Raw genomic sequence first — 25,875 nt, 5'->3', positions numbered from 1 at the left:
AAACTGAGCGGATGAATTCACGCAGCATGAGGACTACAAAACTTGTTCGGGTACACCATCTGCGTTGGGCACTTGCCGTTGCCGGCAAGCCTATTAACCTTCTGCATGTGCGATCGCAGTCGGCCCAACGGTCTTTGATTGTCTGCCTGCCTGGTGCGAACACCGGGCAGACAGCCCAAAGATGCGCCCGCAGCGCCCGAAGGCGCTACAGGACTTGATTCTGTTACTTAAGCTGCCAGGCTAGCCTGGTCAACACGGACGCCAGCGCCCATGGTCGACGACAGCGAAACTTTGCGCAGGTACACGCCTTTGCTCGATGCTGGCTTGGCTTTGTTCAGTGCGTCGATCAGTGCGACCAGATTCGACTTCAGATCTGCGTCAGCGAACGATTTACGGCCGATGGTAGCGTGGATGATACCGGATTTGTCGGTACGGTACTGAACTTGACCGGCTTTCGCGTTTTTCACGGCGGTAGCGACGTCAGGAGTAACAGTGCCAACTTTCGGGTTAGGCATCATGCCGCGTGGGCCCAGGATCTGACCCAGGGTACCAACGATACGCATGGTATCTGGCGAAGCGATAACGATGTCGAAAGGCATGTCGCCGGCTTTGATCTGCTCAGCCAGGTCTTCCATACCAACGATGTCGGCGCCAGCTGCTTTAGCAGCTTCCGCTTTTTCGCCCGACGCGAATACTGCCACGCGTACGGTTTTGCCGGTACCAGCTGGCAGCACGACGGAGCCGCGCACCACTTGGTCGGATTTCTTAGGATCAACACCCAGTTGTACCGATACGTCGATCGATTCATTGAACTTGGCCGTTGCGCACTCTTTGATCAGAGCGACAGCGTTGTCGAAAGCGTACACTTTGGTACGGTCGACTTTGGCTTTCAAAGCCTTGATACGTTTGGATAACTTAGCCATTATACAACACCTTCCACCGTGATACCAATCGAACGAGCGGAACCAGCGATGGTGCGTACAGCAGCATCCATGTCGGCAGCGGTCAGATCAGGGGTTTTCAATTTAGCGATTTCTTCAGCTTGTGCGCGGGTCAGCGTACCGACTTTGTCGGTATGTGGCTTCGGCGAACCTTTGGTGATCGCAGCAGCTTTTTTGATCAGGTAGGTTGCTGGAGGCGTCTTCATCACGAATGTGAAGGACTTGTCAGCGAACGCGGTGATCACGACTGGAATCGGCATGCCTGGCTCCAGACCTTGGGTCTGTGCATTGAAGGCCTTGCAGAATTCCATGATGTTCAGACCACGTTGACCCAGAGCTGGACCGATTGGTGGGGATGGGTTTGCTTTACCAGCTGGAACTTGCAGCTTGATAAAACCAATGATTTTCTTTGCCATGATGGCTCCTATCTTGGATTGAGTAGTAGCGCCCCGCCGATCCTACCCTGGCGGGGCTCCTCTGACCGGATTTCGCTGAGACCGCTGCGACGCTCCTGGTGGCGCTTGATAATACTTAAACTTTTTCGACCTGGCCGAATTCGAGCTCTACCGGGGTAGCGCGGCCGAAAATGGTGACCGAGACGCGCACTTTGGATTTCTCGTAGTTGACTTCTTCGACATTGCCGTTGAAGTCGGTGAACGGACCATCCTTGATGCGAACTTGCTCGCCCACTTCGTACAAGGTCTTTGGACGGGGCTTTTCAACACCTTCCTGCATCTGCTTCATGATGCCGTCGATTTCGCGCGCGGAGATCGGCGTCGGCTTGTTCGACTTGCCACCAATGAAACCGGTAACCTTGCTGGTGTTCTTGACCAAGTGCCAGCTCTCGTCCGTCATTTCCATTTCAACCAGCACATAGCCAGGATAGAAACGACGTTCGGTGACGGACTTCACCCCATTCTTGACTTCAACAACTTCTTCGATCGGCACCAGGATCTGGCCGAACTGGTCTTGCATGCCCGCGCGCTCGATGCGCTCGGTCAGTGCGCGCATGACGCTTTTTTCCATGCCGGAATAAGCATGCACGACATACCAGCGCTTGCTGCTGACTGGCACGCTCAGCGCTGCACCAGTGTCCGCTACCGGAGCGTCGCCCGGAACGGACTCGTCCGCCGCTTCATCATGCACATTTTCGCTCATTATTTTTTCCAACCAAGAATTACGTCATACAACAAAAACTCGAGCAATTTATCCGTGCCCCACAGGAAAATCGCCATGACCAGCACAAAGGCAAACACGATCGCAGTAATCTGCGTGGCTTCTTTGCGGGTAGGCCAAACGACTTTCTTGGTTTCGCGCACAGCTTCTTTGGCGAAATTGAGAAATTCACGGCCGGTCGTCGAGACATACAAGAGCGCAACAGCAATAACCAAACCAGCCACAAGCGCGCTTGCACGCACCAGAGCTGGTTGGCCTGCCAGGTAATAAAACCCGACTACTCCTGCAATCGCAGCCACTATTGCCAGCGCGACTTTTATCTTGTCACTCGACGTGCTAACGGTTTGCACGGATTGATTTGACATTTTTCTACTTTCGGTGCCCTGCACCTTGACGGTGGCAGGGACGGAGGGCATCGAACCCCCAACCTTCGGTTTTGGAGACCGACGCTCTGCCAATTGAGCTACGTCCCTACGTAAAACTTTCGAGGAGTGCTATTCTACCACCCAGGACGCCCCGGGTGGAAGCATAACATTTCCTTATGCGAGGATTTTTGCAACCACGCCGGCGCCGACGGTACGGCCGCCTTCACGGATAGCGAAGCGCAGACCTTCTTCCATCGCGATCGGGTTGATCAGCTTGACGGTGATCGACACGTTATCGCCTGGCATGACCATTTCTTTGTCTGCTGGCAACTCGATCGAACCAGTCACGTCCGTCGTACGGAAGTAGAACTGTGGACGATAGTTGTTGAAGAATGGCGTATGACGGCCGCCTTCGTCTTTCGACAGAACATAGATCTCGCCGGTGAAGTGTGCATGCGGCTTGATCGAGCCTGGCTTGGCCAGAACTTGACCACGTTGCACGTCTTCACGCTTGGTGCCGCGCAGCAGCAGACCAACGTTGTCGCCAGCTTGACCTTGGTCCAGCAGCTTGCGGAACATTTCCACGCCGGTGCAAGTCGTTTTGACGGTATCGGTGATACCGACGATTTCGATCTCTTCGCCGACTTTGACAATGCCGCGCTCGATACGACCGGTCACAACGGTACCGCGACCCGAGATCGAGAACACGTCTTCCACTGGCATCAGGAATGCACCGTCAACAGCGCGCTCTGGCGTTGGGATGTAAGCATCCAGCGCATCGGCCAGACGCAGCACTGCGTCAACGCCCATTTCGCCCTCTTTGCCTTCCAGCGCCATACGTGCCGAACCTTTGATGATTGGCAGGTCGTCGCCTGGGAATTCGTACTTCGACAACAGCTCGCGCACTTCCATTTCAACCAGTTCCAGCAGCTCTGCGTCGTCGACCAGGTCGCACTTGTTCAGAAACACGATGATGTATGGAACGCCAACTTGGCGGGCCAGCAGGATGTGTTCGCGGGTCTGTGGCATTGGGCCGTCAGCTGCGGAGCACACCAGGATCGCGCCGTCCATCTGGGCTGCACCGGTAATCATGTTTTTGATGTAATCGGCGTGGCCTGGGCAGTCAACGTGCGCGTAGTGACGCGTTTCCGTTTCGTACTCGACGTGGGCGGTGTTGATCGTGATACCGCGCGCTTTTTCTTCTGGTGCTGCATCGATCTGGTCGTATGCTTTAGCTTCGCCGCCGAATTTCTTCGACAGAACCGTTGCGATTGCAGCGGTCAGCGTGGTTTTACCGTGGTCGACGTGGCCGATGGTGCCGACGTTGACGTGCGGCTTGGTCCGTTCGAATTTACCTTTTGCCATTTTGAACTCCTAATGATTTGATTAGATTGCTCAGGCACACGCCCGACGGTCTGGTTTGAATTGCTTCTGTGCTGCCTGCTGCGAATTCTGGTGCCCTTGACGTGGATCGAACACGTGGCCTCTCCCTTACCAAGGGAGTGCTCTACCACTGAGCTACAAGGGCTGTAATTTGTTGCATGCGATGCATCAAGCATCTGAACGGAAACTGGAGCGGGTGAAGGGAATCGAACCCTCGTCGTAAGCTTGGAAGGCTTCTGCTCTACCATTGAGCTACACCCGCGAGGTATCGTTCACTTTTCTTCACTTGCTTTTTGCTACTACCCAGTTTTCCTTGCAAAAACTTGGTGGAGGGGGCTGGATTCGAACCAGCGTACTCATAGAGAACAGATTTACAGTCTGTCGCCTTTAACCACTCGGCCACCCCTCCGCGGGAACCGCAGAGTATGAAGCATCTACTCACAACTGTCAACCTTATTTACTGATGCCTGACTGCTGCATTTGCGTATAAAGAAGAAGTTGGCTGCTTCGGGGCGTGATTATAAGCTCCCGATTTGAGAATGTGCAAGGGTTGGCGCGAAAAAGTCGACTTTTTTCGCATTTTTTTTACCATCCCTGCCCGCAAGCCGCATTTTTCCGTCATTCGCCCCGCATTTTCCTGTTTACCTGGCGTCCGGCGGATGCATCCAGGAGTTGCCTAGGGGCTTATATTTACGCAACAACTGCTGATGCAGGCCCGACAGCACAGGCAATTTGGGGTTGCGCGGGTCCAAACGGCGCACGCCGGCGATAAACGTCAGCGCCTGCTGGCCCATGCGTTCATCCCAGCCCTCGTGCTCCAGGCATTTCAGCACGGCCACGGCCGCATTGAAGACTACTTGCGGATTATCGGGCAGGCGCGTGACGGCCTCGCCCATCAGGTCGACGGCGCCGCGGAAATCGCCCTCTCCCGCGCGGGCGGCGCCGGCCGCCACCATGTCGGCCACTTCCTGGCGGCTTTGCCGCGCCAGCGCCTTGGCCAGCTCTTCGCGTCCCGCCTGTTCGAACACGGCCATGGCGCGCGTCATGGCGGCGCTGTCGGGCGCGTTGCGCATGACTTCGCGCATCACCTCGGCCGCGCCATCCTCGCGCCCATGCGCCAGGCAGTGGCGCGCCAGTTCGGTTTTCAGTATGTTCGAGCCGCCCACGCTGTGGCGGTTGGCGGCCAGCGCCGCGTCCAGCGATTGCTGCAGGCGCTCTTCGTTGCCCGTATGCGCATGCAGCATGGCGCTGCACAGGGCGCTGCACAGTTCCGCATTCTTTTGCCCGCCCATCGACTTGTCGAGGTCGCGGATCACGGCGCCCGCCTGCAGCGGGTCGCCCTTGCGCACCAGGGTCTGCACGAGCCGCACATGGTCTTCCGGATCGCGGAATTCCGAATACTTGGCCTTGCTGACCACCAATTTGAGGGATTTTTCCGCCATCTCGATATCGTCGGCCGCCAGGGCCGCCTCGCCCAGGCGGCGCAAGCGGCGCACGGCGTGCGGCGACAGGGCCACCGCTTCGCTCAGGGCCGCCTGCGCCAGTTCCGGCTTGCCTTGCGCCAAGTGCGTGCGCGCCAGCCAGTCATAGGCGTCGAGAAAACGCTTGTTGTTTTCCAGCAGTCCTTCCAGGGTGCCCTGCGCCGCTTCGTATTCGCCCAGCAGGAACTGCGTCTTGGCCTGTCCCAGGCGCGCCCAGCCGATGGACTTGCTCTCGTACAAGGCTGCGTAGATCGGCTCGGCGTCGCCCGCCTCGCCCAGCAGCAAATGCAATTCCGCGCGCAGGCGCAGGAAATCCGTGGCGTAGCGCGGATACAGGCTGGCACCCTCGGCGCAGGCGGCGATCGCCGCGCGCTCGTTGCCCACGTCGATCAGTTCATACACGGGCACGAAGGCATTGCGCTTGTCCAGCGCGCGGCCGATGCGCTCGAGCATGTTGTCAGCGGTGAATGGCTTGAGGATGTAATCGGTGGGCAACAGCTCGACGGCACTGACCACCTTGGCAAAGCTGCCTTCGCCCGTGACCATGAAGAACATGGTCGATGCGTGCATCAACTTGTGGTGGCGCAAGTCTTCCAGCATCTGCTGGCCATCCTGCCCGCCGTCGAGGTCGTATTCGCACAGGATCAGATCATACGATTTGCTGCCCAGCATGCGGATCGCCTGACCCGAGCTGGCCGCGTCGTCGATCTTCGCCAGGCCGCACAGGTTGAGCATATTGTGCAGGCTGGCGCGCATGCCCGGATGCGGTTCGATGATCAGTGCGCTGAGGCCCTTGAGTTCTTTCATGTCGTGATGTCCGAAAACTCCGCGGCGCGCCACACTGGTGCGTGGCGCCGGCCAGCATGAGGCTGCCGAGTATATGACGGCGTTGCGCGCAAGGGAATGGCGGCGGGCCGAAAAGCGCCAACGAAGTTGCTGCTCAAGCCGTGGCGTGCTCCGGATGCCACAGTTGCGGCTCGTTGTCGATCAGGTCCAGCAGTGCCGCCACTACTTCCGGATCGAACTGGCTGCCGCTGCGCTGTTCGATGTATTCGCGCACCTGCGGATACGGCCACGGCTCCTTATAGGGCCGCTCATGCAGCAAGGCATCGAAGACGTCGACCACGGCAACGATGCGCGCGGCCACGGGGATGTCGCGCCCTTTCAGGCCATTCGGGTAGCCGGCGCCATCGAAGTGTTCGTGGTGGCCGCCGGCGATCTGCGCGCCATAGGTCAGGTAGCTGACGCCGTCGACCATGTTGGCGGCCCGCTCGAGGATGGTGCGCCCGACGCTGGCATGCAGCTGCATCTGCGTGCGCTCCTCGTCCGTATGCTTGCCTGGTTTCAATAGCACGGCGTCCGGCGTGGCCACCTTGCCCACGTCGTGCAGGATGCTGGCCAGGCCGATCATGTCGAGCAGCTGCGGGCTGAGCTCGTCGGCATACGCGCCGCGCTGCTGCATGCGCTGGGCGATGGCGTCGGACAAGAGCTGCACGCGCCGCACGTGGCCGCCCGTGTCGCTGTCGCGGAACTCGGCCAGGTCGGCCAGCGCCACGACGGTCGCTTCCTGCGCCTTGCGCAGCTGGCCGAACATGTACAGGTTGTCGAAGGCGGCGGCGATGCGCTGGCAAAACACTTCCAGCAGATCGCGCTGGATCTGCGCCAGCGGCCACGGCGGCGTAACGGAGATGGCCAGTTCGCGGTTGCCTTCCGTGTGGATGAACAGCACGTTGGCGGGATGCTCGAACTGGCTGCGCTTTTCCGCGAACGCCTTGTCGATGGTGGGCGTGAGCGCGTGATCCGCCGGCATCGCTTCGGATTCGGCCAGCACGGCATATGTGCCCGTGGCGGCCACCACCTCGGGCCGTCCGGCGCCTCCCTGCATCAGGCACAGCACGCCATCGGCGCCCACGTCGAGGATGGCGCTGACCTGGTTCAGCACGCCGGAAGCGAATTCGCGCAGCGAATGGATCTGGTACAGATTGGTGGCGCCGGCGAGGATCTTGCCCAGGCCGATGCGGCTGCGCTCGAGCATCATCAGGCTCTCGTAGGCGCGCAGGGCCGAAATGACGGTGGTAAACAGCTTTTGCGTCGTCAGTTCCGTCTTCGCCTTGTAATCGTTGATATCGTATTCGATGATGACGCGCTGCTCGGGCGCCTGGCCCGGCTGGCCCGTGCGCAGCACGACGCGCACGATGGAGTTGTTCAGGTCGGCGCGGATGCGCTTGGCAAGGATCAGGCCCGCGTCATCCGTTTCCATCACCACGTCGAGCAGTACCAGCGCGATATCGGGCGTGTCGCGCAGGATCTCGTATCCTTCGCGGCCGCTGTAGGCGGAAAACAGTTCCAGTTCGCGGCCCTTGAAACTGACATTGCGCAGCGCCAGCCGCGTGACCGCATGCACATCGACGTCGTCATCGACGATCAGCACACGCCACAGGCGCTGGTCGGGCGCGGCCAGCCCGGAGGGACTGGCCACCGGCTCATCTTCGTCGAGCAGCCAGTTATCATCTGCATCGGCTTTGAGGTCGGTCATGAATACTCCTAAGGGATAAGTTCGATGTGGACGCTGCGTTGACGCATATCAAGCATAATCAGATTAGATGCTGCTTACAACAGGATTCTGCGTACCGCCCTCTCCCGCGGCAGGCGCTGGCGCCGGTATCGACGCGCCGCTGCGCGGGGCGCCGCCGCAGTTGTCCTGGCCTGGCCCGACGGCCTGGTAGCGCACTTCGTACTTGCCCGCGCTGAGCTGCTCCACCGTCAGCTTGTCATTGCCCAGGATGTACAGGTAGCGCACATTCGAGCGCCGCTCCTGGTCATACAGCTTGACGAAGACGGGCGCCGTGTTGCCGCTGTTATCGATGGTCAAACTCAGTTCGTCGCCTTTGTTGCCGATCGGGAAGCCATCGACATAGCCGGACCGCGCCGGCCAAGGCTCGCCATTCGGCGCCACCAGCGTTGCCGACTCGGCCTGGCTGGCACCATCGCAGACGGGCCGGCTGGCTTTCAGGCTCAGCTGCGCCACGGCCAGCACGCGGATCTCGGGCGCCTTCGCTTGCGCGGGCTCGGCCGCATACGGCTTGCCTACCGCCCAGCTATCGATGGCCACGGCTTCGTTTTTTGCCGGCGGCGTGGCAACGCTATCCGCCGTTGCCGTGTCCGGGTGCGCCTTGCCGCCATCGCGGGCCAGGCCACTCCAGGCCGAGGCCAGCGCGGCCGGCACGGGTTGCGAGGTATCGAGCATCAGCAAGGCGCCCAGCCAGCCCAGCAGCAGGCAGACAAGCAAACTCAGCCACCAGCGCCAGTTGCGCCAGATGGGCTGCAGGCCGCGCTGCGCCTTGCCCTTTGGCGGCGGCACATCCTGCGCCCAGGCGTGCTCATGCGATTGCGCATGGCCTTTCGCGCGGCCATCGCGGTGCTTGCCTTCTTCGTGGTGGGTGCTTTCCAGCCATTCGATTTCCCACTCCTCCGCGGCGATCCACTCGTCGTGTTCCTTGCGGCGTTGTGGATCGGACAAGGTGCCGTAGGCGCTGTTGAGGATCGCCATGATGCGGGCGGCCTTCTCGTCGCCGGGATTCTTGTCTGGATGGTATTTCTGGCTGAGGGCTTTGTACGCGGCACGTATGACTTCCTGCGGCGCCAGGCGCGCCACTTTCAGGTTGTCATAGTGTGTATGTATCTTTCCCATCGTTCTATCTTGAAATCGGTGCGCGGCGACGGGTTCTTGCAGGATGGAACCGTGCTGTGTCGGTCATCATATACGATATGACAAGATAATAACCACCGGCGGACAGGAAATTGCAGGGCGGTACGGCCCTGCCTTGATATTGCCGGCGCTTACAGGCGGTGACTGCGGTCACTCGACAACAGCGCTTCCGGCAACGCCACGCGATGCCCCACCACCAGCACCTTGAACAATTCCCCCATCTCGGCCGGCGACACCAGCTTTTGTACGGCGCTGGCTTGCGGCAAGTACGTCTTGACCTGCTCGGGATCCGTGCGCAGCAGCAAGTCGCCGATACCGGAGCCCAGCAGGAAGGATGCCTGGTTCATGTAGGCGAGCACGTCAAGGCCCGCATCCTGCGCCGCCACCGCCATGGCCGTAAAATCCACGTGGGCCGTGATGTCCTGCAAGCCGGGCAGATAAAACGGTTCCGCGTGGGCGTGATGGCGGTAATGGCACATCAGGGTGCCCGTGGCGCGCAAGTCCAGGTAATACTCGTGTGCAGGAAAACCATAATCGAACAGCACGGCCGCGCCGCCCTGGCCATTCGTCAGCATCTGCGCCAGCGAGCGCATGAAACCGCAGGCGACGCCATGAATCTCACTGACATAGCCGACGGGCAAATCATCGGCGCCGGGCACCTGGGCGGCGATCTGCGCGGCCACGTCGGCGCCGGCCGGGCGCTCGACAAACACGAACTGGCCATCGGCAATGCTGACGTCGAGTTCGCACCAGCCGGCCGGTGTCTTGCTGATCAGGTTGACGGGCATGGCGTCGAGCACTTCATTGCCGAACACGGCCCCTTCGAAACTGTCGGGAAAGCCGTCGAGCCACACCACCTGCGGGAAGGCGGCCAGCGCCTGCTCCTGGCGCGCGCGCAATTCGCCGGACAATTCGACGATCGCATACTGTTCGACCGCGATGCCGGCCTGCGCCGCTTCCGTCAGGATATCGAAGGCCAGCTTGCCCGTGCCGGCGCCGAATTCGAGGATGCGCGGGGCCGTTTGCGCCATAATAGCGGCTGCCACATGGGCCAGAGTGGCGCCGAACAGGGGCGAAATCTCCGGCGCGGTTGTAAAATCGCCATCTTTGCCCAGCTTGGCGGCGCCGCCGCTGTAATAGCCGAGGTCAGGCGCATACAGCGCCAGCTCCATGAAGCGGACAAAGGGAATGGCGCCGTCATTGCGCGCGATTTCGGCGGCAATCTGGTGCTGCAAGGCATGGGACGCGGCCAGCGCGTCGCTATCGGGTGCGGGAAGAGACATTCCCGCATTGTAGCGAATCGGCGGCGCATGCCGCCAGTGTGGCGTCCACCGAATATCTCAACCATAGCAAAGACATGACAGAAGCAACGACAACGCCATTCGACAGCACTCCCCGCGTCGCCCTCGTCACGGGCGCGGCGCGCCGCATCGGCCGCGCCATCGCGCTGGGCCTGGCGCGCGACGGCTGGGATATCGCCGTCCATTACCGCGACTCGCGCGAGGAAGCGCAGAGCCTGGTGGCGGAAATCACGGCGCTGGGCCGCCGCGCGCAAGCGTTCCCCTGCGACCTGGCGCAGGAAGAGGCCGTGCGCCAGCTGTTGCCGCAGGCACAGGCGGCGCTGGGGCCAGTGACTTGCGTGGTCAACAACGCATCGTTGTTTGAATACGACAATGCCGGCAATTTTTCCTTCACCGCGCTCGACGCCCACATGCACGCCAACCTGGCCGCTCCCATCCTGCTGGCGCAAGCGCTGTATCAGGCCACCCCAAGCGGCGGGCAAGCCGTGGTCATCAACTTGCTGGATCAAAAACTGTACAATCTCAATCCTGATTTTTTGTCGTACACCCTGTCCAAGGCGGCGCTGCTGTCGGCGACCACCATGCTGGCCCAGGCGCTGGCGCCGAAAGTGCGCGTGGTGGGCATCGCCCCCGGCATCACCATGGTCTCCGGCGAGCAGACGGAAGCGAACTTTGCCAAGGCGCATGAAAACACGCCGCTGGGCCGCTCCAGCACGCCCGAGGATGTGGCCGACTGCGTCTGTTACGTGGCCGGCGCGCGCGCGCTGACGGGCACGACCCTGCTGGTCGATGGCGGCCAGCATCTGATCGGTTTGCCGCGCGACGTCATGTTTTTGACCAAATAATCAGCAGCCCTGCCGAACAACCAGCATTCCAGCATCCCCGAAAAGGTAAAACTATGTCGTCCGCCCTGTCCCACCCTCGCCTGGCCGATTGCCGCCGGCTGTTCCTGCGCAATTACGAAGTCCTCATCAACATCGGCGTCTACGACTTCGAGAAAAAGGGCGAGCAGCGCGTCCTCATCAACGTCGACCTGTACATTCCCCTGGCCCTGTCGACGCCCAAGGATGACCAGCTGGAAGAGGTGGTCGACTACGACTTCATGCGCGAAACCATCGCCAAGCGCATGGCGCAAGGCCACGTGCAGCTGCAGGAAAGCCTGGTCGACGACGTGCTCGCCGCCATGCTGGCCCACCCGCGCGTGCGCGCCGCGCGCGTGTCGAGCATGAAACCGGACGTGTATCCCGACTGCGAAGGCGTGGGCGTGGAAGTATTCAAGATCAAGGATGAAGCATGAGCAATATGAACGACACCGCAGTCATGGAAACCGCCGTGGAAATTCCGGCCAACGTGGAAGCGCAGAAACTGGCGCGCAAGAAGGCGGAAAAGATCGCCCTGGAAAACAACAAGCTGCACAAGCGCCTGTGCCGCCTGGTGGGGCAAGCCATCGGCGACTTCAATATGATCGAAGACGGCGACAAGGTGATGGTGTGCCTGTCGGGCGGCAAGGATAGCTATGCGCTGCTGGACATTTTGATGACCTTGCGCGAACGCGCGCCGATCCACTTCGATATCGTCGCCGTCAACCTGGATCAAAAGCAGCCGAACTTCCCGCCGGAAATCCTGCCCGCCTACCTGACGGAACTGGGCGTGGCTTTCCACATCGAAAACCAGGATACCTACAGCATCGTCAAGCGTTTGATCCCGGAAGGCAAGACGACCTGCTCGCTGTGCTCGCGCCTGCGCCGCGGCATCCTGTACCGCGTGGCCGACGAGCTGGGCGCCAACAAGATCGCCCTGGGCCACCACCGCGACGACATCCTGGAAACGTTCTTCCTGAATATGTTCTTCGGCGGCAAACTGAAAGGCATGCCGGCCAAGCTGCAATCGGACGACGGCAAGCACATCGTCATCCGCCCGATGGCCTACGTGAAGGAAGAGGACACGCAGCGCTATGCGGAAGTCAAGGGCTTCCCCATCATCCCGTGCGACCTGTGCGGTTCGCAGGAAAACCTGCAGCGCAAGCAGATCAAGGGCTTGATGCGCGAATGGGACAAGAAGTTCCCCGGCCGCGTGGAAAGCATCTTCTCGGCCCTGTCGAACGTGGCGCCATCGCATTTGATGGACCCGAAACTGTTCGGCTTCAAGGACTTGAAGGCGGACGGCGTGGCCAACCCCATGGGCGACATCGCGTTTGACGAAGAGCCGTGTTCGACGCCGACGACGTTCGGCACGATCCCGCTGCAGCAAGGCTGACCCTGACGCACGGCGCCATCATGACGATGGCGCCGTTTCTGTATTAACCTGCCTTAAAACTCTTCCCAGTCGTCGCCGGCCAGCGCTTTCGCGGGAGCCGGCGGCTTCGCCTTGACGGCAATGCTGCGCGCGGCAACACGCGGCGCCGGCGCAGGACGCGCGGCTGCCGGTTGTGGCGCCGGGCGGCGCAGCAAGCCTGGCTGCTCGCGCAGCTTGAATACGCTGACCACTTGCGCCAGGCCATGCGCCTGCTCCTGCAGCGAACCGGCCGCTGCCGCCGCCTCTTCCACCAGCGCCGCATTTTGCTGCGTCACCTGGTCCATCTGGGTAATCGCCTGGTTGACTTGCCCGATGCCGTGCGTCTGCTCCTGGCTGGCGCTGGAAATCTCGCCGATGATGTCGGTCACGCGCTTGACGCTGGACACCACTTCATCCATCGTCGCGCCGGCCTGGTCGACCAGTTTGGCGCCTACGCCCACCTTGCTGACGGAATCGTCGATCAATCCCTTGATTTCCTTGGCCGCCGCTGCCGAACGCTGCGCCAGGTTGCGTACCTCGCCGGCCACGACGGCGAAACCGCGGCCCTGCTCGCCGGCCCGCGCCGCTTCCACGGCCGCGTTGAGCGCCAGGATATTCGTCTGGAAGGCGATGCCGTCGATCACGCTGATGATGTCGACGATCTTGCGCGACGACTCGTTGATCGAACCCATCGTCTCCACCACTTCGGCCACCACCGCGCCGCCGCGGCTGGCGATACCGGCCGCCGCGATAGCCAGCTGGTTGGCCTGGCGCGCGTTGTCCGCGTTCTGCCTGACGGTGCTGGTCAGTTCTTCCATCGACGAGGCGGTTTCTTCCAGCGAACCGGCCTGCTGTTCCGTGCGCGACGACAGGTCCAGGTTGCCGGCGGCGATTTCCGACGAGGCCGTGGCGATGCTGTCCGTGCCGCTGCGCACCTGGCTGACGATGCCGACCAGATTGTTGTTCATATTGCCCAGGGCCGTCAGCAGCGCCCCCGTTTCATCCTTCGCCGTCGTGGCGACAGTCTGCGTCAGGTCGCCGGCGGCCACCGTTTCGGCCAGCGCCAGCGCCTGGCGCAGCGGACGCGTGATGCCCGTCGTCAGCAGCCACGAGCACAACACGCCGAACGCCACGGCAAACAGGGTCAGCAGGCTGATGACGGTGGTGTCATGCACGGCGGAAGCGTCGATCTGCTTGGCCGTCGCATCGATGCTTTCGCGCTGCATGGTCACCAGTTCCTGCAGCAAATCCTGGTAGACCTTGGCGGCCGGGGTGAACGCGGTGTCGAGGATGTGCGCCGCGCCTTCCACGTCGCCATCGGCCTTGGCCTTGACGGCGCCATCGCGCGAGGCGCTGTACACCTTGCGCTGCTCGAGGATCTTGGCGAACAGGGCTTTTTCCTTGTCGCCCGCGACCAGCGGCTCGATCTGCTTGAGCAATTCGGCCGCCTTCTTCACGGACGCGGCCGAGTCTTCCTTGAAATACGGTCCCAGCGCCGGGTCGCTGCTCTTGACGATGGCGGCCGTGCGGCGGATCGAGGCAAAGTTCAAGCCATACCAGTCGGTAATCAGGCGTTCCTTGGTCAGCGGTTCGGCCATCATGGCGCGCGTGGACGTCGCCACTTCATTGAGGCGCCACACGCCTACGGTAGCAATCAGAACGGTCATTGCCAGGATCAGGACAAAGCCGATGCTCAGGCGCTTGCCGATCTTGATATTTGCGATAAAGCCCATGGTGTCTTTTCTCTCAATAAGTGCATCGAAGATATATTTAATTCCATATGGAATTTTTTATCTTGCAGATTATACATTGTTGAAATATATGTAGCTGATTTATTGATTTTGAGAAATGTTTTTGTTAAGTTAAAAGTCTCCTCAGCAATCACAGGCGCGCAGTGCGTGTCCGCCCGTCTGTCTCTCAAAGAAACCTATGAAATTTTCCGCATTCCCCCTGAAACAAATCACCTTCGCCGCCGCCCTCGCCTGTGCCGCCAGCGCCCACGGCGCGGCCCTGCCACCCGCCATCGCGGCCCAGCTGGCAGCCAATTACCCGGCCGTCGAAAGCCTGTACCTGGACTTGCACCGCCATCCGGAACTGGCGTTCCAGGAAGTCGAGACGGCAAAGAAGCTGGCCGAGAAGGTCAAGGCGCTCGGTTTTGACGTGACCACGGGCGTCGGCGGCACGGGTGTCGTCGCCATCCTGCGCAACGGTCCCGGTCCCGTCGTCATGCTGCGCACGGAGATCGACGCCCTGCCCGTGCTGGAAAAAACCGGCTTGCCGTTTGCCAGCAGCGCAGTGGCCAAGAACGCGGCCGGCGAAACCGTGCCGGTGATGCATGCCTGCGGCCACGACGTGCACATGTCGGCCTGGTATGGCAGCGCCAAGCTGATGGCCGACAACCGCCAGCACTGGAGCGGCACCCTGATGCTGGTGGGCCAGCCGGCCGAAGAGCCGCTGCTGGGCGCGGCCGCCATGCTCAAGGACGGCTTGTTTACGCGCTTCCCGAAACCGGACTACGCGCTGTCCTTCCACGATGAAGCGACGCTGCCATCGGGCACGGTGGGCTACCACGCCGGCTACTTCCGCGCCGCCGCCGACACCATCAGCATCACCGTGTACGGCCAGGGCGGCCACGGCGCCGCGCCGCACGACACGCGCGACCCCGTCGTCATGGCCGCGCGCATCGTGCTGGCATTGCAAACCCTGGTCTCGCGCGAAAACAATCCGATGGATCCCGTCGTCATCACGGTGGGCAGCATCCATGGCGGCACGCAGGCCAACATCGTGCCCGACCAGGTCACCATGCAACTGACGGTACGCACCTTCAAGGACGCCGTGCGCAAGCGCGTGCTGGCCAGCATCGCGCGTGAAGTCAAGGGTGAAGCGTTTGCCGCCGGCGCGCCGAAAGAGCCGCTGGTGGAAATTCGCCCCGGCACGGACGCCGTCTACAACGATCCGGACCTGACCCTGCGCATGGTGTCTACCCTGCAAAAATCGCTGGGCGCGGCCAATGTGACGGAAATGCCGGCCAAGATGACGTCGGAAGACTTCGCCAACTACGGCCAGGCCGGCGTAAAAGCCGTACTGCTGCATATCGGCGCCGTGGAGCCGTCCAAGCTGGCGGCGGCCAAAGCCAGCGGCAAACCACTGGCCGGCCCGCACTCGCCGCAGTGGGCGCCCGAGTACCAGCCGACCATCAAGGCGGCGATCACGGCGGAAACGTCGATCCTGCTCGATTTGCTGGGCAAGAAGCAGTAAGCATGGCGTACGCGGGGAAGCCAGCCTTCCCCGCCACCCTCACCTTGTCCGAAATGCTTTCCTTCATCCCCCTGCTGCAGTAAGCTCGTTGTCTGCCGCCACGCCTGTGCCGGCATCCCTTGCAACCAGACCATGAATGGATACTGTATGCCGACAACCGCGCTCAAACGCCCCGTACTGACCCTGCTGGCCCTCGGCTTTGCCCTCTCCACCGCCTTTGCCGCTCCTGCGCCCATCGACCGCCAGGCCGACCGCTGGGATTTGACGGCGCTGTATCAAAACGACGCCGCGTTCGACGCCGACACGAAAAAACTGTCGGCCCAGCTGCAGCAGCTGGGCGCCTGCAAGGGGCAGTTGAGCACCTCGCCAGCCCGCCTGAAAAGCTGCCTGGACTTGTACGCCGAGGCGCGCAAGCGCGTCAACACGCTCACTACCTATGCGGCGCAGTATTACGACCAGGATACGGGCGACAGCAAGGGCAACCAGCTGAACCAGCGCGCCGCCCTGCTCGGTAACGACTTCAGCCAGGCGACGACCTTTTTGCAGCCGGAGATCCTCGCCCTGGGCAGCAAGCGCATCGACGCCATGCTGGCGAAGGACAAGGGCTTGCAGCTGTACCGCTTTCAATTGAGTAACATGCTGCGCAGCGCGCCGCATACGCTGGACGCGGCCGGCGAACAGCTGGTGGCGCAGTTCGGCCTGGCAACTGGCTCGGCCGCCAGCGTCTACCGCACCCTGGCCAATGCGGAAATCCCGTGGCCCACCGTGAAACTGTCGGACGGCAAGGAAGTGCGCCTCGACCAGGCGGCCTACACGAAATACCGAGGCGACGACCAGCGCGCCGACCGCAAGCTGGTATTCGACGCCTTCTTCGGCAAGTGGAAGGAATATGAACGCACGTTCGGCGAGACCCTGTACGGCCAGCTGAAGACGGACGCCGCATATGCGAAAGTGCGCCGCTATCCCGATTCGCAAAGCGCCGCGCTCGACGCCGACAATTTGCCGCCGGCCGTCTACCAGACCCTGATCGCGCAAACCAACGCCAACCTGCCCACCTTGCACCGCTACTTCAAGCTGCGCGCGCGCATGCTGGGCGTCAAGGACCTGGCCTACTACGACATCTATGCGCCGCTGCTGAAAAGCGACCGCACGTTCCCGCTGGCCGAAGGCAAGCAGATGATGCTCGACTCGGCCGCGCCGCTGGGCCCCGACTACGTCAAGGCATTGAGCGCCGCGGTGGAGGCGCGCTGGATGGATGTGTATCCGCGCCCGCGCAAGGTGGCGGGCGCCTACATGAATGGCGACGCGTACGACGTGCATCCGTTCGTGCTGCTCAACTACACGGACAACTACGAAGCCGTCAGCACCCTGACGCACGAATGGGGCCACGCCATGCACTCGGTGCTGGCCAACAAGGCGCAGCCATCGATCTATGCGCCGTACAGCATCTTTGTCGCGGAAATCGCCTCGACGACGAACGAGGCACTGCTGCTCGACGCACGCCTGAAGCAGGCCAAGGATGACGACGAGCGCCTGCTGTACCTGGGCGCGGCGCTGGAAAACCTGCGCGGCACCTTCTTCCGCCAGGCCATGTTCGCCGAATTCGAAGCGGCCATCCACGGCAAGGTAGACAAAGGCGAATCGCTGACGGGCGAAGAGATCACGGCCATCTATGCCGACATCCTCAAGCGCTACCACGGCGAAGCGCAGGGCGTCATGACCATCGATCCCGCCTACGCGCTCGAATGGGCTTACGTGCCGCATTTTTATCACGGCTTTTATGTGTTCCAGTACGCCACCTCGATCGCGGCGGCGCAGGATTTCGCGCAGCGCATCCTCGACAAGGAACCGGGCGCGCTGGCCGCCTACCTGAAGATGCTCAGTGCGGGCGGCTCGGCCTATCCGTATGAGCTGGTGAAGGCAGCCGGCGTCGACCTGGCCTCGCCGAAACCGTACCAGGCGCTGGTGGCGCGCATGAACGGCATCATGGACCAGATCGAGGCGATTGAAGCGAAGCGGGGGAAGTAACCCGAAAAGCAAAGGCTGGGGTCAGACCCCCACGCGCGTTGGCGCAAGCCTCTGCGTTAGCGGTGTTGAGGGTCTGACCCCGGAATTTCAGCTTCCGCCGCCGCAAACGCCGCCGCATCGCTTTCGAACATGTCTTCCAGCTCCTCGCGCGCCTGGCGCGTGAGGGACATGACTTTTTGCTGGTCCTGGAAGTGCGGCGCCACTTCCAGCAAGGTCTTCAGGTTATGCCGGCCAAAGATGCCGGTCGCGCGCTGCGCCCGCTCCTCGCTGAAGCCCACCTGGCGCAAGGTCTGCTCGCCCAGCAGCAGGGCCGCGGCAAACGTCTCCCGCTCGATCAGGGTCACGCCCCGCTTCATCAATTCATAGTAATGCGTGACGTTGCGCGCACGCGCCAGTATCGTCAGTTCGGGCAGGCGCAGGCGCACGGCGTCGACCAGGGCCAGACTGTCTTCCACATTGTCGATGGCGATCACCAGCGCCCTGGCCTTCTCGATGCCGGCCGCCACCAATAAATCCACACGCGTGGCGTCGCCATAAAACACCTTGAAGCCGAATTTGCGCAGCAGCTCGATCTGGTCCGGGTCGTGATCGAGCACCGTCACGCCGATCTTGTTCGCCGCCAGCAGACGGCCGATGATCTGGCCGAAGCGGCCGAAGCCGGCGATGACGATGGGATTGTCTTGCGCCTCGATATGGTCGTCGGGACGGCGCTTCTTGTCGCCCTGCAGGCGCGGCGCGACGAATTTGTCGTGCGCCAGCAGCAGCAAGGGCGTGGCCACCATCGACAGGGTCACCACCACGACCAGCAGCGCGGCCGTCTCCGGCGCAAACACGTGCGCGGCCTCGGCGGCGGCAAACACGACGAAGGCGAATTCGCCGCCCTGCGACAGCAGCAGCGCAAAGAACAGCTGCTGGCCGCGGGGAATATCGACAAACTTCGACAGCAGGTACAGCAAGGCGATCTTCACCACCAGCAGCCCCGCCACCAAGGCCAGGATCAGCAAGGGCTGGGCGCGCAGCACGCCGAAATCGACGGACATGCCCACGGCGATGAAGAACAGGCCCAGCAGCAGCCCCTTGAACGGCTCCAGGTCGCTGATCAGCTCATGCCGGTATTCGGAATCGGCCAGCAGCACGCCCGCCATGAAGGTGCCCAGCGCCATCGACAGGCCCACCGATTCCATCAGCACGCAGATGGCGATCACCAGCAGCAGGGCGAAGGCCGTGAAGATTTCGCGCAAGTCCGTCCGGGCGATGAAACGCAGGATGGGGTTCACGAGGAAGCGCCCGCCGATCACCAGCGCCGCCAGCACGGCGGCCAGCTTGGCCACGCGCAGCCAGCCCGGTTCGCCGCTATGCGTGACGAGGCCGCCCAGCAGCGGCACCAGCGCGATCATGGGAATGGCGGCGATATCCTGGAACAGCAGAATCGAAAAGCCGGCGGAACCGGCCGGCGTGCTCATTAATTTACGCTCACCCAGGGTGGCCAGCACGATGGCCGTCGACGACAGCGACAGCCCCAGCGCGCCGACCAGCGCCGTGCGCCAATCCACGCCAAACGCCATGGCCACGGCGCACAGCCCCGCGCTGACGACGCCCACCTGCGCCCCGCCCCAACCGAAAATCGGCCGGCGCAACAGCCACAGTCGTTTGGGCTCAAGCTCCAGGCCGATCAGGAACAGCAGCAGCACCACGCCGAATTCGGAAAAGCTGAGGATCACCTCGACATTCTTGATCAGGCCCAGGCCCCACGGTCCGATGACGACGCCGGCCACCAGGTAACCCAGCACGGCGCCCATGCCCAGGCGCTTGGCCAGCGGCACCATGATGATGGCGGCGACCAGGTAAAACAGTATGTTGATGAGAAAGCTGTGGTGTTCCATGCGGATTCCGGGCAGATGTGTGGATGAGACAACATCATGCCTGAAGTGGCGCGCCAGCGTGAAGTGGCTGCCGCGCCACGCCGGCTATTTGCGCGCAGCCACCCGTGCCCGCAGGGCGTCGAACATTTTCGGGATGCTGTCACGGCTCATGCTGTCGACGATCCAGCCCAGGCCCATCGGTACCGGGCCCGGATCCGTGTACACCTGGTATTTGACGGCGGCACCGCCCGCGTCAAACGGATCCGGCGACAGCTGCCAGTAGCCGCTGGTGTCAGCGATGGTGTCTTCCACCTTCAGGCCCTCCATCGGCACCAGCTTCCAGGCCAGGCTGCAGCTGGCGTCGAGCACCTTGGGCGTCATCTTCAGGCGGTACTGCTTGATTTTCCCCATCGGCAGCTTGAGCGTGACGTCGACCAGCGAGGCGCCGCCGCCGGCGGCCGTCACCTTGATCTTGTCCACGTTGGGCATGAACTGCGGATAGGCGGCGAAATCCTGGATGGCCGCGCAGACGGTAGACACGCTGGCCGGCATGCTGGTCGCGGCGGCAAAGGTCTTGCCGGGCATGCCAACCTTGCTGACGTCGCGCACCTCGAGCGCCGGCGCGGCCGCCAGGGTGGCCAGCGGATAACAGGCGCAGCAGGCGGCCAGGGCGAACAGCAAGGTCTTCATGGTTTTTCCTGCTCGATCTGCGCGCGCAGTGCCGCCACGTCGACGCGTTTGAGGTAGCTTTCGATATTTTTCCACACGGCGTGGTAGCCGTAACCGCCGTTTTTCAGCTCGTCGATCGCCTTCTCGCGCGGCCAGCCCTGGTACAGCATGCGGTACATGGCGGCCATCATGCCCGTGCGGTCGGCGCCGTGCAGGCAATGCAGCAGCACGGGTCCCTGCTGCTCTGCGGCGCGGATACTGCGCATGGTCTCGACCACGTGCTTGTCGCGGATGGCCCAGGTATTGATGGGAATGCGCACGGCGCGGATGCCGCTGCCTTCGAGCACCTGCGTATCGGAGTGGAAGGAGCGCAGGCTGATCACCGTCTTCACGCCCAGCGCCTGCAGCTGGGCCACGTCGCTGCTATCGAGCTTGGCGCTGCGGTACAGAACGGGAGTGACCTGGTGCAGGTTCGACACCTGCGGCAGCGGCGTGGCCCACTCGGTATTGCGCTCGGGCGGCAAGGGCGCCTGCGCGCCGGCGGAACCGGCCGCCAGGGCCAGGGACAACAGCAGGAGATACGGCAAGGTCATGACTTCCTCTTGTATGAAAACCACAGCAGTACGCTGGCCAGCAGCAGCGACACCCAGTAGTCGGTCGGCGCCCACCACAGCCAGTGCTTGTGCCAGGCGATATGGGCCGGGTTGAAGTGCGCCACGCCATAGGCGGGATTGAGCACGAACCACAGATAATCCTCAATGATCCAGAACAGCATGATGCAGCCGATGGCGCGGCATTCGAGCCGCAGCGACCATTGCGCCAGGAAGATCATGGGGAAATGGAAGAACAGGGCGATGAAGGGAAAGACCCAGGCATGGTAGCCGGTCATCGGCCGCCCGCCCCAGAAGATATCGAGTAGCCAATGGCTTTCGATACGCCAGGTGGGCAAGTTCGCGGCCCAGCCGGCCGCCCCTTCGATCTGGATTTCCACCTGCGCGAAAAATAATCCCAGCAAGGCCACCCAGGCCAGGGTCAGGGCGATCTGCCAGGGTTTTGCCACGGCGCCCGTCAAGCCAGCACCTGCGCCAGTACCTCCAGGGCGGCGCGCGGACGGCCCAGGGCCAGCGCTTTCGCGCGCATGGCTTGCAGCTGCTCGGGATGGTCGAGCAACAGGCGCACGCGGTATTCCAGGGTGACGGCGTCGAATGCCTTCAGGGCCACGCCCTGCTCCAGCAGATAGTCGGCATTGCGCTCTTCCTGGCCGGGAATCGGCGAGTTGACGATCATGGGCAAGCCCAGCGCCAGGCATTCGGACGTGGTCAGGCCGCCCGGCTTGGTGATCACCAGGTCGGCGCACGCCATCAGGCGCTCGACTTCGCTGGTAAAGCCTTGCGCCAGCAGGCGCCCCGGATATTGGCCGGCCAGCGCCTGCAGCGCCGCCAGCGCGGCGGCGTTTTTCCCCGCCAGTACGATCAGCTGGAAGTCGCCTGGCAAGGCCAGCAGGCGCGCGGCAACCGTTTCCAGGCTGCCCAGCCCCGCCCCGCCGCCCATCAGCAAAATCGTCGTGCGCCTAGGGTCCAGACCAAACGCCTGCGCGCACTGTACGCGCTCGGGCAGCTGCGCGAACGCGGGCATGATGGGAATGCCCGTCACGTGGATGCGCTCGGCGGGAATGCCTTCGTGGCGCATGCGGAACGCCACTTCGTCGGTGGCGGCGAAATAACCTTCCATCTGCTCGTGCACCCACATGCGGTGCAAGTCGAAATCCGTGACCTGCACCCACACGGGGCAAGCCAGCTGGTGCTGGCGCAGGGCGCGCGACAGCAGTTCGGCCGGCAGGAAATGCGTGCAGATGATGGCGTCGGGCTGGAAGGCGGCGATCTGCGTCATCAGCGCGCGCGTGTTGAGGCGCTCGACGGCGCGGCGCAAGCGCTGCATCGAGCTGTCGCGCGGCGCGTCGTGGGTGGCGTGGTACAGATAGCCCCACAGCGCGGGCGCCTTGTTGACCAGCTTGATATAGAAATCCGTGTACAGCTTGCGGAAGGCGGGCGTGACGAAATCCATCACGTCCAGATGCAGGGCCAGCGCCGCAGGGCCGCCACCGCCATCGCGCGCCGCATACGCCTCGATGGCTTGCGCCGCGCGCATGTGGCCGGCGCCGGCCGAGACGCTCAGGAGAAGAATTTTTTTTGTCATGGAGAACCGATGCGTGAAACGGGTTGGCGCGGACGCGGAAAATTTATTGGCAGGATAACATTGCTGCAAGCGGTGCGGCTTGATCTGGCCATGCGCGCGTGCAGGCCGGCGCTAGCCAATCACGGGGATGGGCAAGGCCGACACTTTCCAGCTGCCTTTGAGCTTGCGCTCGATCAAGGCATGCAAGGCGCTGGCGCCGGGCGCTCCTTTTTTGGTGAACGCCACCGGCACCAGCAGATAAATGGTGACCTTGTCATCGTCGGCAATGTCGTCTTCCTCCGGCTCGGGGTTCCAGCGCTTGTCGATGGCCAGCAGCGCATCGACGCCGTCCGGCCAGGCCAGGTCCGCCAGGTACGGATCGTCGCGCCGCAGCAGCTCGCCCACGGCCAGGCTGGCCTGGTCGAGCGTGCGCCGTCCCAGGCGCGCCAGCAGCGCCACGGGAAAGCGCCACGGGCTGTGCTCGGCGAAGCCGTGCACGGTCAGCGGCCAGCGGGCCGGCAGGCAGATGGCCAGTTCGGTCATCGGCGATTGCCGGAACAGGCCGGTGGTAAACAGCAGCTTGAAATCGCGCTTGCCGCCGATGCAGCTGATCCCCAGCGAAAAGCGCGCGTCGCCGCTGTCCGGACTGAACACGGCCGGCAGCACCCAGCCGGCGCTGTTGTGCATGAAGGTGCGGATCGCTTCCTGCGGCGACGCGGCCGCCTGCTGCGGCACGTCGAGTATGCTGACGCCGCCGGCGGAGGCCAGCAATTGGGCGATCGCGGGAAAGCCCCAGCCGGTGGCGATATCGACCGGCGCCTGGTTCCAGCGCGTATGCAGGCGGTTCGGATTGGCGCCCCGCTGCAGCAGCAATGCGACCACGTCCTCATGGCCGCCAACGCAGGCGCTGTCCAGCGGCGACAGTATATTGTCCGGCAAGCCATCGACGGCAGCGCCCTGCTCGAGCAGCCAGCGGCAGGTAGCGAGGTGGCCATGGCTTGCCGCCGCGTCCAGCGGCGTCAGGTTGCGGTAACCGGGCAGGGGCAGGTCGACGTCCATGCCCAGCGACACGAGCAGCGCGCAGACCTCGCGGCTGCCGCCGGCCGCGGCCAGGTGCAGCAGCGATTCGCCGTCATCCATGTTATAGCGGCGCAAGGTCAACAGCAGCGGCGTGGCCTCGAGCATGCTGCGCACCTGTTCCACCTGATTCTCGCCGACGGCGTCACAGAGGCGAAAAAACGCCTCGCGGTGCTGGTTAAAGAGTGTCTTGTTGACCATGCATGTTCCCTGCTCGTGGTGGCGGCGCCATCATCGAGCGGAGAATAGCATTTTCTTTCGATTAATCTGCGCGATTTGACAACTTCGGTGTGCGCGCAGGCGGCGATGCCAGGCCGGCAGGCGCGGCATCCGTGCGCAGCACCGGATACAGGTTCAGGCGCTCATCCCAGGAAGCATGGCGGCGGGCGAAGAATTCCAGGCGCGCGGCCGGGTTCTTGGCAAACGCGGGATCGCTGGCCAGCTTCTGATGGAACTGCGCCGCCAGCGCCGGGTCGGCCGCCAGTTGCGCGCGCGCCACGTCTTCGGCCACGTATTCTTCCATGTATTCCTTGCGCTCGAAGGCCGTATTGAAACTGCCCCAGGCCAGCAGGGAATCGGGCGCGCGCGGCTCGAGCAGGGCGACGACCAGGCGCGCCTTGGCCTGGCCGACGGGCACGTACAGGTCACCGGCGCCAACCACGCGCTCCTCTTTCTGCCACTCGCCCTGCACGGCCGCAGTCTGGCGTCCCTCGAACGACTGCGCGCCGAATTTCACAGCCGTGGCGCGGAAGGTCTCGACCGGCAGCCTGCCCGGCGCGGTAGCTAATACCTGGTACGACACGCCATGCTGGCGCAGCTTGGCCGCCACCATGGCTGCCTGCGCGGCGGGCACCAGGTAGCCGGCCTTGGGCGCTGCCTGCTGCAGGTCGGGCACGATCTCGTCGCGCAGCGGCACGTTCCAGATCTGCGGCGTGGTTTCGTCGTAGCGCGTCATCAGCGCACCCGACACTTCGGATGGCGTGCGCGTGTAGGCGTAGCCGCGAAACGCGATCATGCGGCTCTTGTCCGTCGTTTTATACGTGAGCGGCAAGGTCGTGCCGGCCAGCTGCGCGGCGCGCACGTCCGCCTCGAGCGCCGTTTGCCGCCACTGCGCGCCATGCTGCGCCACTTGCGACAGCAGCGAAACGATGGTGTTGCGCGTGATGCGCACGCGGGTCGGGTAATCCTTCCACGAATGGGTTTCCACCAGCATGCCGAAACGGTTGCGCAGCTGGAAATAGCCATGCGAGAAGCGCGGATTTGGCGCCGAATCGACAAAACCCGATTGGGGATTGTCGTTCTCGGCAAACGAAATATAGAACGGTTTCGGATCCGAGCCCTGCTTGGCCAGGTCGGCCAGGACCTGATCGCGCAGCGCCGTGCCGGCCGCGCGCAGGGCCGCATCGCCCGCATGCACGGGTTCGACCTGGATCGAGATATCGGGTTCGAACTGGGCGCCGTCGGTGACGTGCAGGTCGACATAGGCCAGCGGATCCCAGGCGTTCACCAGCGCCAGCATGTGCTGCATCTCGGGCGTATCGGCCTTCATGTATTCGCGGTTCAGATTATAGTTTTGCGCCGTGCTGCGCCAGCCCATTTCCACGGGGCCGCGCTGGTTCGGCCGATTCCACTGGCCGAAGCGCTCGTGGCCATCGACGTTAAACACGGGCACGAACAGCAGCACCTGCTTGTCGAGCGCGCCGGGTGCCGCCTTGCCCTCCAATACTTCGCGCAACGCGAGGAAACCCGCATCCTTGCCATCGATTTCGCCCGCATGGATGCCGCCCTGTATCAGCAGCACGGGCAGCTTGCGGCGCGCCGCTTCGGCCGGCGTCAGGGCGCCCGTATTCGAGACGGCCAGCGCCAGCATGGGGCGGTTTTCCGGCGTACGGCCGAACTCCACGCAGCGCACCTGCTTCGGATAGCGCGATTGGAACTGGCGGCACAAGGCTTCCACTTCCGCATAGCGGCCCGTATGCAAAAAGCCCGAGCGTTCGGCCACCGTGGTCAACGGCGAGGCGGCATACGCAGGCAAGGCAAATGTGGACAACAAGGCGGCGGACAGCAGGGCGTGGCGTAGCATGGGTCAAACTCCATCGAGAGAGAACAAGCGGGCAATTATAGGGGTGGTGGCGCGTGTAAAACTGCAGCGGAAAATAAAAAAGCCGGAACAGCG

At 62.8% G+C, this 25,875-nt stretch carries 22 protein-coding genes and 4 tRNA genes; 5 read left to right on the top strand and 21 right to left on the bottom strand.

Translation table 11 applies throughout. From position 1 onward, the window contains the following. Positions 1-227: 227 nt before the first annotated feature. The 13 genes from rplA to OPV09_RS03125 form a co-directional block, all read right to left on the bottom strand. Complete coding sequence (gene rplA, locus OPV09_RS03185; protein ID WP_034753134.1) at positions 228-923, bottom strand: 50S ribosomal protein L1; 696 nt, start codon at positions 921-923, stop codon at positions 228-230. After that, a complete protein-coding gene (rplK, locus tag OPV09_RS03180) occupies positions 923-1,357 on the bottom strand; it encodes a 50S ribosomal protein L11 (protein WP_034753131.1) in 435 nt (144 codons plus the stop codon). Before rplK ends, rplA begins: the two co-directional genes overlap by 1 nt. A 115-nt stretch (positions 1,358-1,472) precedes the next feature. Beyond that, complete coding sequence (nusG, locus tag OPV09_RS03175) at positions 1,473-2,099, bottom strand: transcription termination/antitermination protein NusG (protein WP_034753130.1); 627 nt, start codon at positions 2,097-2,099, stop codon at positions 1,473-1,475. Further along, positions 2,099-2,482, bottom strand: coding sequence for a preprotein translocase subunit SecE (gene secE / locus OPV09_RS03170; protein ID WP_010394308.1), 384 nt, complete (start codon positions 2,480-2,482; stop codon positions 2,099-2,101). The genes nusG and secE overlap by 1 nt, the downstream gene beginning before the upstream one ends. A 32-nt stretch (positions 2,483-2,514) precedes the next feature. After that, a tRNA-Trp gene (locus OPV09_RS03165) sits at positions 2,515-2,590 on the bottom strand. A 66-nt stretch (positions 2,591-2,656) separates the two neighbouring features. Beyond that, positions 2,657-3,847 (bottom strand): elongation factor Tu, encoded by a 1,191-nt coding sequence (tuf, locus tag OPV09_RS03160; protein ID WP_034753125.1) that lies wholly within the window; start codon positions 3,845-3,847, stop codon positions 2,657-2,659. 88 nt (positions 3,848-3,935) lie between these two features. Continuing rightward, positions 3,936-4,010 (bottom strand) — tRNA-Thr (locus tag OPV09_RS03155). 43 nt (positions 4,011-4,053) lie between these two features. Continuing rightward, positions 4,054-4,127: transfer RNA gene (locus tag OPV09_RS03150), tRNA-Gly, on the bottom strand. A 62-nt stretch (positions 4,128-4,189) separates the two neighbouring features. Further along, positions 4,190-4,274, bottom strand: a tRNA-Tyr gene (locus tag OPV09_RS03145). 232 nt (positions 4,275-4,506) lie between these two features. Continuing rightward, on the bottom strand, positions 4,507-6,153 hold the full coding sequence (locus OPV09_RS03140) for a response regulator (RefSeq protein WP_338680515.1): 1,647 nt from the start codon (positions 6,151-6,153) through the stop codon (positions 4,507-4,509). A gap of 133 nt (positions 6,154-6,286) precedes the next feature. Further along, positions 6,287-7,882, bottom strand: coding sequence for a DUF3369 domain-containing protein (locus OPV09_RS03135; RefSeq protein WP_070304557.1), 1,596 nt, complete (start codon positions 7,880-7,882; stop codon positions 6,287-6,289). Positions 7,883-7,945: 63 nt separating this feature from the next. Continuing rightward, on the bottom strand, positions 7,946-9,037 hold the full coding sequence (locus tag OPV09_RS03130; RefSeq protein ID WP_338680513.1) for a J domain-containing protein: 1,092 nt from the start codon (positions 9,035-9,037) through the stop codon (positions 7,946-7,948). A 149-nt stretch (positions 9,038-9,186) separates the two neighbouring features. Continuing rightward, entirely contained in the window at positions 9,187-10,338 is a 1,152-nt protein-coding gene (locus OPV09_RS03125) for a class I SAM-dependent methyltransferase (RefSeq protein WP_338680512.1), read from the bottom strand. Positions 10,339-10,412: 74 nt separating this feature from the next. On the opposite strand from OPV09_RS03125, the gene OPV09_RS03120 reads away from it, so the two are divergent. From OPV09_RS03120 to ttcA, 3 genes are read left to right on the top strand one after another with little or no spacing between them, the layout of a single operon-like run. After that, positions 10,413-11,201, top strand: a complete 789-nt coding sequence (locus tag OPV09_RS03120; RefSeq protein ID WP_338680511.1) for an SDR family oxidoreductase — start codon at positions 10,413-10,415, stop codon at positions 11,199-11,201. 53 nt (positions 11,202-11,254) lie between these two features. After that, positions 11,255-11,653 (top strand): dihydroneopterin aldolase, encoded by a 399-nt coding sequence (locus OPV09_RS03115; RefSeq protein ID WP_046682033.1) that lies wholly within the window; start codon positions 11,255-11,257, stop codon positions 11,651-11,653. A gap of 5 nt (positions 11,654-11,658) precedes the next feature. Further along, positions 11,659-12,612, top strand: a complete 954-nt coding sequence (gene ttcA / locus OPV09_RS03110) for a tRNA 2-thiocytidine(32) synthetase TtcA (RefSeq protein ID WP_413774559.1) — start codon at positions 11,659-11,661, stop codon at positions 12,610-12,612. 53 nt (positions 12,613-12,665) lie between these two features. Here ttcA and OPV09_RS03105 read toward each other — a convergent pair whose 3' ends face one another. Next, entirely contained in the window at positions 12,666-14,363 is a 1,698-nt protein-coding gene (locus tag OPV09_RS03105; protein WP_034753109.1) for a methyl-accepting chemotaxis protein, read from the bottom strand. A gap of 196 nt (positions 14,364-14,559) precedes the next feature. Here OPV09_RS03105 and OPV09_RS03100 point away from each other — a divergent pair, with 196 nt between their 5' ends. Together OPV09_RS03100 and pepF are read left to right on the top strand one after the other, a co-directional pair. Then, positions 14,560-15,888: an amidohydrolase gene (locus OPV09_RS03100; protein WP_338680510.1), complete on the top strand. Its 1,329-nt coding sequence runs from the start codon at positions 14,560-14,562 to the stop codon at positions 15,886-15,888. Positions 15,889-16,035: 147 nt separating this feature from the next. Continuing rightward, a complete protein-coding gene (gene pepF / locus OPV09_RS03095; protein WP_338680509.1) occupies positions 16,036-17,916 on the top strand; it encodes an oligoendopeptidase F in 1,881 nt (626 codons plus the stop codon). A 56-nt stretch (positions 17,917-17,972) separates the two neighbouring features. On the opposite strand, the gene kefC is transcribed toward pepF, so the two are convergent. The 7 genes from kefC to OPV09_RS03060 form a co-directional block, all read right to left on the bottom strand. After that, positions 17,973-19,799 carry a glutathione-regulated potassium-efflux system protein KefC gene (gene kefC / locus OPV09_RS03090; RefSeq protein ID WP_338680508.1) on the bottom strand — a complete coding sequence of 609 codons (1,827 nt, stop codon included), beginning with the start codon at positions 19,797-19,799 and terminating at the stop codon, positions 17,973-17,975. Between the two features lie 84 nt (positions 19,800-19,883). Continuing rightward, complete coding sequence (locus OPV09_RS03085; RefSeq protein WP_338680507.1) at positions 19,884-20,468, bottom strand: SRPBCC family protein; 585 nt, start codon at positions 20,466-20,468, stop codon at positions 19,884-19,886. Beyond that, entirely contained in the window at positions 20,465-21,040 is a 576-nt protein-coding gene (locus OPV09_RS03080) for a dual specificity protein phosphatase family protein (RefSeq protein WP_034753105.1), read from the bottom strand. The genes OPV09_RS03085 and OPV09_RS03080 overlap by 4 nt, the downstream gene beginning before the upstream one ends. Further along, entirely contained in the window at positions 21,037-21,507 is a 471-nt protein-coding gene (locus OPV09_RS03075; RefSeq protein WP_338680506.1) for a hypothetical protein, read from the bottom strand. The genes OPV09_RS03080 and OPV09_RS03075 overlap by 4 nt, the downstream gene beginning before the upstream one ends. 8 nt (positions 21,508-21,515) lie before the next feature. Next, the gene (locus OPV09_RS03070) at positions 21,516-22,643 is read right to left on the bottom strand and encodes an MGDG synthase family glycosyltransferase (protein ID WP_319992108.1); all 1,128 of its coding nucleotides are present in this window, start codon (positions 22,641-22,643) and stop codon (positions 21,516-21,518) included. A gap of 111 nt (positions 22,644-22,754) precedes the next feature. After that, positions 22,755-23,900: an ankyrin repeat domain-containing protein gene (locus tag OPV09_RS03065; RefSeq protein ID WP_338680504.1), complete on the bottom strand. Its 1,146-nt coding sequence runs from the start codon at positions 23,898-23,900 to the stop codon at positions 22,755-22,757. A 61-nt stretch (positions 23,901-23,961) separates the two neighbouring features. Then, positions 23,962-25,782 carry a M14 family metallopeptidase gene (locus OPV09_RS03060; RefSeq protein WP_338680502.1) on the bottom strand — a complete coding sequence of 607 codons (1,821 nt, stop codon included), beginning with the start codon at positions 25,780-25,782 and terminating at the stop codon, positions 23,962-23,964. Positions 25,783-25,875 lie beyond the last annotated feature (93 nt).

Origin of the sequence: Janthinobacterium sp. TB1-E2, from assembly GCF_036885605.1 — a bacterium.
Taxonomy (GTDB): domain Bacteria; phylum Pseudomonadota; class Gammaproteobacteria; order Burkholderiales; family Burkholderiaceae_D; genus Janthinobacterium; species Janthinobacterium aestuarii.
This window is presented reverse-complemented; position numbering and strand designations above follow the sequence as displayed.